Below are 9,368 nucleotides of genomic sequence, written 5' to 3' on the forward strand. Positions count from 1 at the left end.
AGCAGCGCCCCGCATGAGCTGTCACTCCGCCGGTTGCGCAGATCGGCGGAGCGCATATCCTTCCGGCGCATGAACATCACCTTTCGCTGCGACCCGGCGCTGATCGACCTGCTGCCGCGCCCGGTGCCGGCGCACGCCATGCTGCCCGACTGGCTGCGCACGATGCCGCCGCGGGTGCAATCGGCCGTGCATCAGCGCGCCGTGCGGACGGTGAAGCAGTGCCCGCCCTTCGTCGATGCGATGACGCATGGTTTTCTGATGCTGCTGCCTTGCGATGTTCATGTGGAGCGCATGCAATTCAGCTGGGACTGGCCCTTGCCGCCGTTGGCCTCGGCTGCGCATCCGCGCGCGCCTTTGAGCTTTCATGTGCCGGAGCAGATCGAAGGCTCTCCCTTTTCGCATGAAGGGCGCTCCGCATTGAAGTTCAACAGCTTCTGGACCATCGAGCTTGAAGCGGATTGGTCGCTGATGGTGGTGCATCCGGTCCATCGCGATGATCTGCCGTTTCGGCTGATCACCGGCATGGTCGACTCGGACAAGTTCATCGACATCGGAATCAACTTTCCGGCCCTGTGGACCGAGCCCGACTTCTGCGGCGTACTCCCGCGTGGGACGCCAGTGGCCCAGTGCTATCCCGTGCGGCGCGAGGTTCCGGCGTTGGTGTGCGAAGCCATGTCGCCGCAGCACATTGAACGCTACAACGAAGTGTCGGCCGGGATCATGGCCGCTCCTGGCGTCTATCGCAGGGGTTATCGATCCAAGCGGGATCGGGCTTGAGGACCTGAGGACCTGAAGAGTCGGGTCAGGCGGCGGGCGTGTCGCGCAGTGCGGTGCGAAGTGCGTCGAGGTCGAGCCAGAGCTGTCCTGTGCTCGCTGCGCCCAGCGCATGGGCGATGCGACCAAAGGTGTCTTCGCGAACGCGATAGGCGCGGCCATAGGCTTGCATCGCGCCGTCCATGTCGCCGCTTTCCTGCAGCACGATGCCTAGATTCACTTCCGCCTCCGCATAGTGCGGCAGCAGGAACAGCGCACTTCGCAGGGCGGCGGCAGCGCCGGCAAGATCGCCGGCGTCCTGACGCTTCAGCGCGAGTTCGAACCACGCGGCACCGACGGCGTGACGGCGTTCGGGGCGATCGGGCTGCAGGCCATGAGCGCGCTCGAACAGGGCCAACGCTTCTTCAGGTGCGGCGGCTGCACGCGCGATGTCTCCGGCCAGTGCGAGCGTCGGTCCGTGCGCGGGGCGCATCGCGAGGCTTTGCCTGACGTGTTCCTGCGCCTCGGGGATGTCGCCTTTCTGCAGATCGAGCAGCGCGAGCAACTGAAGAACCGCAGGATGAGGTCCGTGCGCTGCCGATGCCTGGTCGCAAAGTGCTCTTGCTTGCGCGCCATTTCCTGCGTTGACTTGCTGGATGGCGAGCGCCAGCAACGCCTCCACAGATGGCGCCGGGGTTGGCGCTCGGTTTGCCGCCGCGTCGATGGCGGACTGGAGGTTGGCGCGCGCCTGCGCCTCGCGTTCGGCGCGGAGTCCGGGCGTCACATAGAGCGGCCGTCGTTCGAGAAAGCGAGAAAGGATGGCGCGCCGTCGCTCTTCGAATTGCTGTGCGGGGACGTGGGCGTACTCCGCGCGAATCTGGCGCTCGTATTCCGCGAAACGCGGCGGCGGGGCGCCCAGGATCGAGAGATCGATGTCAACGAGCAGCGCTGCATCGCGGCCCTCCGGGACTGCATCATGGCGCGTGGCCATCACCAGCGCATGCACTCTGCGGATGACCTCGCCGGGCAGACCGGCAGCGCTCAACGCCTCGACGGCCCAGGCGGCGCTTTGCGCTTCGTTGTCGTGGCGGTTGACGTCGTAGATCGCGTCATGGAACCAGAGTGCGAGCGCCACCTCCGCCGGCCGCTCGGCCGCCGCGCGGTGAGCCTCCAGAAGCCGCAGGCATTCGTCCAGATGGTGGAGCGAGTGATAGTGGCGATGCGGCTCGGCGTAGCGGGCCAGCAATTGCGAGAGGAGGGCATCGCTTGGTGCGTCGCTGCCGAGCGCCCGCCAGGCCCCGGCCCACGCAGCGCGCAAACGCACGATTTGCGCGGCGGCGTCATCGTCGTCGGGGGAGGGCGGGCTTTGCATCGGGCTGATTGTGCCGCCGGCCGGCCCGTCCATCTCGTGCCGGGGCTGACGGGCTGCCCCTATGATCTTGGCCGCGAATTCGCTGCATGCGATTCGGACTGATCGAGACCAACCCAATCCTTTGAGTCTTTATGAAAATCACTGTAGAAACCACCATCGCCGCTCCCATTGCCGAAGTCTGGCGCGCCTACACGACCCCCGAAGACATCAAGCAATGGAACGCCGCGTCCGACGACTGGCACACGACCGCTGCCACGGTCGATCTGCGCGTCGGTGGCACCTTCACCTCGCGCATGGAGGCGAAAAACGGCAGCATGGGATTCGATTTCGCCGGCACTTACACCAAGATCGTGCCGCATTCACGCATCGAATATTCATTTGGCGACCGCACCGGCGAAGTCGAGTTTGCCGAGGGCACCGATGGCGTGAAAGTGCGTGTGACCTTCGATAGCGAGTCGACCTATCCGATCGAGCAGCAACGCGAAGGTTGGCAAGCCATCCTGGACAACTTCGCCCGTCACGTGGAGCAGCGCCGCTAGTTCTTTGCGGCCTGGAACGGGAAGACCACGCCCCAGTCCCGTTTCATATCGACAACGGTCCAGCCCTTGGCGCGCGCGATGTCGAGTGTCGGTGGACTGAGCTTGCCGACGCTCGATGGGCTGTCGTAGGCCCACTCTCGCGCCGCGTCCGTGTGATGGACGATGCCCATGAAGCTCGCGCCCGGGCCGGCAGCGGTCCACTGCAGCATCTGCAGGTCACCGTCTGAATTGCCGAAGGCGAAGATGGGTCGGCGACCGATGTGCGTCTGGATGCCGACGGGCTTGCCGGGACCGTCGTCGATGAAGTCCAGTTCCGGCAGGCGCATGATCACCGGCGTGCCGGCGCGCTCCTCGAAACGCGTCTTGCCGCTGCTGCCCACCACCTGCTCGGGTGGCACGCCATAGACTTTTTCGGTCCAAGGCCGCATGAAAGACATGCCGCCGCCTGAGACGATGAAGGTCTTGAAGCCGTTTGCGCGCAAGTAGGCCATCAGTTCGAGCATTGGCTGGTACACCATCGCGGTGTACGGCTGGTTGAAGCGCGGATGCTTCGCCGTTGCGATCCAGTCACGCACCAGCGAATCGAACTCGGCGCTCGACATGCCGGTGCTCGTGGCCGCCACCAGCGCGAGGATGGATTTCTCGCCGCCCGCCATTGCGCCTTTGATATCGCCTCTCAGCACAGACGCAAAAGGCTCTGTCGTCTTCCACTCCGGATGCTGCGGCGCGAGCGCGTTGACGCGATCCAAGACGAAGAACACCTGCGAGTACATCGGCTGCTCGGCCCAGAGCGTGCCGTCGTTGTCGAAGACCGCGATGCGCTCGGGTGGCGGCACGAAATCCTGCGAGCCCTGCGCCGTGACCTTGGCGACAAAGGCGACGATCGACTGCTTGGTGCTGCCTTCGTTCCACGAGGGAAGCGGATCCGGCTTGATCGATGCGCAGCCGGTGAACAGCAGCATCAGCGCATACAGCGCCAGCAGCCATTTGGATTGAAGTCGTTGATCTGCAAAGGTGGATCGCACGGCGCCTCCTGGTTCAGGTGAACGGATTATGTGAATGGACCGCCTTCAACGCTAGCCCGACAACTACGTCCCCGCGCAAGTCCCGGCGCGCAGGTAAAGTCGACTGGCCATGAACTTTTCCGACTGCAGCGAAGAAGAACGCAGGGATCTTGCCGTGCTCGAGGCGCGGATCGGTCGTGCGCACCTCCACCAACGCCTGGGCCTGGAAGGCGAGCATGAGGCTCTCAGCGTTCGGCGGAGCACGCGCTACTTCCATCTGCAGAAGTGGTTCTCCTTTCAGAGCATGATCCGCCTCGGGCTCAACATGACGGGGTTGCGCTCGCGCGGCCGGCGCAATGTATTGGACATCCGAGTACGGGACAACGAGGTCCGGCTCGGGCGTCTGCCGGCGGCCTTCGAGGGCTTCCGGGTGCTGCACCTGAGCGATCTCCACATCGACATGAGCGAAGTCCATCTGGAGCGCTTGATCGAAAGTCTGCGCGGCGTGGCCCATGACGTCTGCGTGCTGACCGGCGACTTCCGGTTTCGGAGCTTCGGGCCTTTTGCGCCGACACTCCAGGCGCTGGCGCGCTTGCGGCCTCACCTGGGCGAGCCGGTTTACGCGGTGCTGGGCAATCACGACTCCATTCGCATGGTGCCAGGCATGGAGGAACTGGGCATCCGCGTGCTCATGAATGAAGCGGTGCGTATCGAACGCGATGGTGATGCGCTCGCGCTGGCCGGCATCGACGATGCGCACTACTTTCGAACGCATAACTTTCACAAGGCCACTGCCGACATCGCGCCGGACGCCTGCGCGATCCTGCTTTCGCACACGCCGGAGCCTTATCGGCTCGCGGCGCACGCCGACATCAGCCTGATGCTCAGCGGCCACACGCACGGCGGACAGATCTGCCTGCCGGGCGGCATACCCATCCTCACCGACGCTGACGTACCACGCTTCACGGCGCGAGGTCCGTGGCGGCATCAAGGAATGGTCGGCTACACCTCGGTGGGCTGCGGCTCGTCGGTGGTCGACGTCAGGCTCAACTGTCCGCCGGAGATTGCGTTGCACCGGCTGCACAGGGCGCCTTGAGTCATCGGGCCATGAAGCCGATCACGAAGGCATTCACCAAGTCGATGAAGAATCCGCAGACCAGCGGCACGACCACGAACGCGCGTGGTGCCGGGCCGTGTTCACGCGCCACGGCGCTCATGTTGGCGATGGCCGTCGCCGTCGAGCCGAGTGCAATGCCGCCGAAGCCGGCGCAGATGACGGCCGATTCATAGTCGCGCCCCATGCACAGGTAGACCACGAAGACGGTGAAGGCGACCGCCATGATCACCTGCAGCACCACCGCAGTCAGCACGAAGAGCGCAACGCCGTGCATCTGCCAGGGCTGCAGGCCCATCAGCGCCATCGTCAGGAAGACGCCGAGGCAGATGTCGGCGATCAGGGACACGCCCGCGCGCATGCGGTCCCAGTGCCACAACTGGCCCTTTTGCGCAGTGAACAAGGCGGTGAGGTTGCGCACCAGGATGCCGGCCACCAGGCTGCCGACGAATGCAGGCAATCTCAGCCCTGTCATCGCGATCAGGTCGCTGATGCCGCGGCCCATGATCAATGCCACGTTGAGCCAGAGCAGCGCGAGCAGCACGCTGTTGTAGTCCAGGCGGGTGCGGTTCTCGTCCTCGTAGTGGGCGCCCGGCTCCAGAATGGCCTCGGACGAAGAGACGAGGCGATGCTTGTGCATCAGGTAGGCAGCGAGCGGCCCGCCGATCGCACATGCGGCAATCAACCCCGCCATGTTGGCGGACAGGCCGATGACTTCCGCGTTGCCGATGCCCAGGTCGCTGACGAAATGCGGAGCCCACGCCAGAGTGGTCCCGACGCCGCCGGTGAGGGAGATGGAGCCCGTCAGAAGTCCCGCGCGCCGATCGAGTCCGAAGCCGGTCGCGACGGCCATGCCGAGCAGGTTCTGCATCACCATGTAGCCCGCGGAGAGCCCCAGCAGCACCGCCAGCGGTCGCCCGCCCTTGCTCAAGGTCCGCACATCCGAAGCAAGGCCGATCGCCGCGAAGAAATACAGCAGCAGGACGTCGCGCACGCCGAGCTGGAAATCGACCTTCAGCCCAAAGGCGAGGAAAAGCAGGCTGACGACGGCGATGCACACCAGCCCGCCCACGACGGGCTCCGGAATGCTGTAGCGCCGCAGAAGTTCGAAGCGGCGCGTGCACGCCTTGCCGACGAAGAGCAACAAGACCGCGAGCGTGAAACTGACGTAGGCATCGAGATGGAATTCTTGTGGCAAGTGCGTGCTCCGGCCGGAGGCGGATGTCCGCCACAGAGAGAAATCACTGATCCATTGCGGCGCGCACTTCGCGTCCGAGTTCGATGACGGACATCGCGTAGTAGCTGCTCCAGTTGTAGCGCGTAATCACGTAGAAATTCTGCGTTCCGGCCACATAGCTGGGCGCTTCCGCGCCGTTCTGCAGTTCGATGAGCGCGAGCAGTCCCTTGAACCTGAGTGCCTCACCTTGAAGCACGGCGCCGCCCGCCACGAAGGCGTCCGCGCTGAAGGTCGGCACGATGTCCGGCGCCAGCAGCACCGCTTTCTGGAGTCGCGATTCGTCGAAGCTCACTGGAAAGATGGGCGGCATGCCCGGTTGCCAGCCAAAGGCCTTGAAATAGTTCGCCACCGAGCCGATCACGTCGACGGGGTTGTTGACCAGGTCGATGCGCCCGTCGCCGTCGAAGTCGACAGCGTACTTGGCGATGCTGCTCGGCATGAACTGCGGCATGCCCGTCGCGCCGGCGTAGCTGCCCAGCGGCGCCAATGGATCTTCGGCCGTGCGGCTTTCGGTGCTCAGGAAGCTTTCGAGTTCGCTGCGAAAGAAGGCCTGCCGCTCGGCGGCGCGTGGATGCGCCTGCGGGAAGTCGAAGGACAAGGTCGCCAACGCATCGATGACGCGGAAGCTGCCCATGTTGCGTCCATAGATGGTCTCGACGCCGATGATCCCGACGATGATTTCTGGCGGCACGCCGAACTGTGCTTGGGCACGTACGAGCGTGTCGGCGTTGTTTCGCCAAAAGCGCGCGCCCGCCGAGATTCGCACCGGGTCGATGAAGCGGCCGCGATAGGCGTACCAGTTCTTTGGCGTGCCGACGGGGGCGGGCAGCATCAGGCGCGGGACGTTCTGCAGTTGCTTGGCGCTGCCGATGGTGGCGCGCACCCATTGGCGATCGAGCTTGCGGCGATCGGCGACCTCGTCGGCGAACTGCATCGCGTCGGTGCGCGTGGCGTAAGGGATGCCGCTCTGGGCGGCAGTGGCGGCCTTCTTGTGCACCCCCTGCGCCGCGGAAGCGGGTATCGAAGTGACGAATGCGGCCGAGAAGGTCAGGGAAACGGAGAGGGAAAGGGCCGAAGTGACGGTCAGAGGGCGAGGCATGGCGCGCATTGTGCCGTTCACGTGGCGTGCGCCGGAAAACTTCACATGCGGTTTCAGCGCGGCCACGACAGTCGGCGGAACTCGGAGCGCAATGCCGACAGCCCGGCGCCTGGCGTCTTGGCATAACGCTGCGCTTCGAGCCGGAGCAGCCAGTCATGCGCCGCCTGTGCATTCGCACCGAAGTGCTCGGTCAGGCGTGCCGCCATCTGGCGCGGTGGTGCAGTCTCCGGCACATCGATGCCCGCCTGCTTCAGGCGCGCGCGCGCCTGGCCCAGCAACCGCAGCCAGGGGTCATGCCGGCTGCGTTCCCACAGGGTCCAGCCGGCGCCGGCCACGCTGGCCGCCACCATCAGCACCAGCAGCACCATGATGAGGTCCTGAATGCTTGGCGCTTCGAATCCGAGGTTCTTCAGAAGATCGAGCTGGCGGCTTTGCGTGTAGTTGAGCACCCATTGGTTCCAACCGTTGTTGACGGCTTCCCACGCGGCGCGAAGGTTGTGCGCAAGGCTCGGAGTCACGACTTCGAATGCGCCTTCGATGAGCCCCGGCTGCGCCACGAGACGCCGGAACTGGCCGACCCGGTCGGGCGATATCGCGCCGGTCGGGTCGACGCGGACCCAGCCCGTGCCTTCCTCCCAGACCTCGGCCCAGGCGTGTGCATCGCTGTGGCGCAGCATCCAGTAGTTGTCCACGCCATTGAGCTCGCCGCCCTGGTAGCCGGTGACGATACGCGACGGAATGTCCAGCGCGCGCATCAGCACGACGAACGCCGACGCGATGTGTTCGCAGAAGCCCGCCTTGATGTCGAACCAGAACTCGTCGGCGGTGTTGTCCCCGTAGAGGCCGGGTTCGAGCGTGTACGAATAGCCGCCCGTGCGAAGGCGCTGCAGAACGGCCTGGACATAGGCCTGCGTCGAAGCGCCGCGCAGGGCCGGGTCGTTGCGCATCTGCGCTGCGAGCGCCACAGTGCGCGGATTCGACCCTCGGGGCAGCGCCACGAAGGATTGCAAGGCGGCCGCGCGGCGCGCCGGCCCGTACTCGAACTGCGTGAAGCTTTCGGCGCGGTAGCGCGCGAGATCGGTGAGCGGTCGGTTCGCGACCCATTGCAGGTCAGAGGTGCCGAAGACCTCGAAGCCGGGAAGCTCCGGCCGATTGGGCGTGGCGTCGAGCGTCAGCAGCATGGGCCGGCTGGAGGGCTCCAGCGTGACCTCATAGCGCGAGGGTTCGCCCTGCACACGCAGGTTGAGAGGCATTTGCCGGCGTATGAAAGGGGACTGGGCCGTCCATTCACGACCATCGAATTCCGACAGCACGGGCCCGCGGAAGTAGAGGCTGGCGCGTGGCGGAAGGCGTCCGTCGTCGAACTTGATGCGTGCGGCGATGCCGTCGTCCAGCGCCAGTTGCGCGATCGCGCCCACGCGCATGGTGTTCGACAGCCCGGTGCGCCCGGCCATTGCATCGGTCGGCGTTCCCCAGAGGGGGGCCATTCGCGGGAACAGCATGAACAGCACCAGCATGATCGGTGCGCCGAGCAGCGCCATCCAGCCTGCAGTGCGCGCGGCTTGCGACAACGGCGGTTTGCCGACCGGCATGTGGGCGTTGACCAGCGCCGTCAGGAGGCCCAGCAGAGCCAGCAGCATCGCGAAGGCTGTCAGGAGCGATTGCGAATAGAAGAAGTTCGTGAGCATCGTGAAGAAGCCCAGGAAGAAGATCACGAAGGCGTCTCGGCGGGCTCGCAGCTCAAGCGTCTTGAGGGCTAACAGGATGACGATGAGGGTGACACCTGCGTCGCGGCCCAAGAGGGTGCGGTGAGTGGAGAAAGTGGCTATGAGGATCAGCGCCAACAGGGCGGCTCGCCACCACTTTGTCGGCAGAGGCTTGGCTTGGATGGCCAGGGTGCCGCGCCAGATGAGGACTATGGCGGCCAGGAGGGTGCACCACCACGGGAGGTTGGGGGTTTGAGGGAGGAGGATGAGGGTGATGACGGATAGGAGGAAGAGGGTGTCTCGGGTTTCTCTGGGGAGGGACTGGAGGGATGGGAGGGGGGTCATGGGCGGGGGGGCTTCCGCCGGGTGGGGGTGTTGCTGGTGTTGTTTGCGGTTTTGAGGGTGGGGGCCGGGACTCGCCCCGGCGGGCGACTTCCTTTTCTTTGCTTCGCCAAAGAAAAGGAAGCAAAAGAAAGGCGACCCTGCTGTGGGCGTCCCTTCGCTGCGCTACGGGCAACCTGCGGTGCTCGCTTTTCGTGGGGTC

General features: G+C 65.1%; 8 protein-coding genes. 3 read left to right on the forward strand and 5 right to left on the reverse strand.

Annotation, left to right across the window (positions count from 1 at the left end; all coding sequences use genetic code 11):
• Nucleotides 1-69: 69 nt before the first annotated feature.
• Nucleotides 70-777, forward strand: a complete 708-nt coding sequence (locus tag AC1DMA_RS27995) for a hypothetical protein (protein ID WP_478146165.1) — start codon at nt 70-72, stop codon at nt 775-777.
• Nucleotides 778-802: 25 nt separating this feature from the next.
• On the opposite strand, the gene AC1DMA_RS28000 is transcribed toward AC1DMA_RS27995, so the two are convergent.
• The gene (locus AC1DMA_RS28000) at nt 803-2,125 is read right to left on the reverse strand and encodes an HD domain-containing protein (protein WP_478146166.1); all 1,323 of its coding nucleotides are present in this window, start codon (nt 2,123-2,125) and stop codon (nt 803-805) included.
• Nucleotides 2,126-2,256: 131 nt separating this feature from the next.
• Between AC1DMA_RS28000 and AC1DMA_RS28005 the strand changes: the two genes are divergently transcribed.
• A complete protein-coding gene (locus tag AC1DMA_RS28005) occupies nt 2,257-2,664 on the forward strand; it encodes an SRPBCC family protein (RefSeq protein WP_478146167.1) in 408 nt (135 codons plus the stop codon).
• On the opposite strand, the gene AC1DMA_RS28010 is transcribed toward AC1DMA_RS28005, so the two are convergent.
• On the reverse strand, nt 2,661-3,626 hold the full coding sequence (locus tag AC1DMA_RS28010; protein ID WP_478146173.1) for an HAD family hydrolase: 966 nt from the start codon (nt 3,624-3,626) through the stop codon (nt 2,661-2,663). The two genes, AC1DMA_RS28005 and AC1DMA_RS28010, sit on opposite strands and share 4 nt — an antisense overlap.
• Before the next feature lie 172 nt (nt 3,627-3,798).
• Here AC1DMA_RS28010 and AC1DMA_RS28015 point away from each other — a divergent pair, with 172 nt between their 5' ends.
• Complete coding sequence (locus AC1DMA_RS28015; RefSeq protein WP_478146168.1) at nt 3,799-4,764, forward strand: metallophosphoesterase; 966 nt, start codon at nt 3,799-3,801, stop codon at nt 4,762-4,764.
• 1 nt (nt 4,765) lies between these two features.
• On the opposite strand, the gene gltS is transcribed toward AC1DMA_RS28015, so the two are convergent.
• From gltS to AC1DMA_RS28030, 3 genes are read right to left on the reverse strand one after another with little or no spacing between them, the layout of a single operon-like run.
• Complete coding sequence (gene gltS / locus AC1DMA_RS28020) at nt 4,766-5,980, reverse strand: sodium/glutamate symporter (RefSeq protein WP_478146169.1); 1,215 nt, start codon at nt 5,978-5,980, stop codon at nt 4,766-4,768.
• 43 nt (nt 5,981-6,023) lie between these two features.
• Nucleotides 6,024-7,118 (reverse strand): lytic murein transglycosylase B, encoded by a 1,095-nt coding sequence (gene mltB / locus AC1DMA_RS28025; protein WP_478146170.1) that lies wholly within the window; start codon nt 7,116-7,118, stop codon nt 6,024-6,026.
• Nucleotides 7,119-7,171: 53 nt separating this feature from the next.
• Complete coding sequence (locus AC1DMA_RS28030; RefSeq protein ID WP_478146171.1) at nt 7,172-9,169, reverse strand: transglutaminase TgpA family protein; 1,998 nt, start codon at nt 9,167-9,169, stop codon at nt 7,172-7,174.
• Nucleotides 9,170-9,368: the final 199 nt, after the last annotated feature.

The sequence above is a fragment of the Variovorax sp. 05N34 genome, assembly GCF_056397405.1.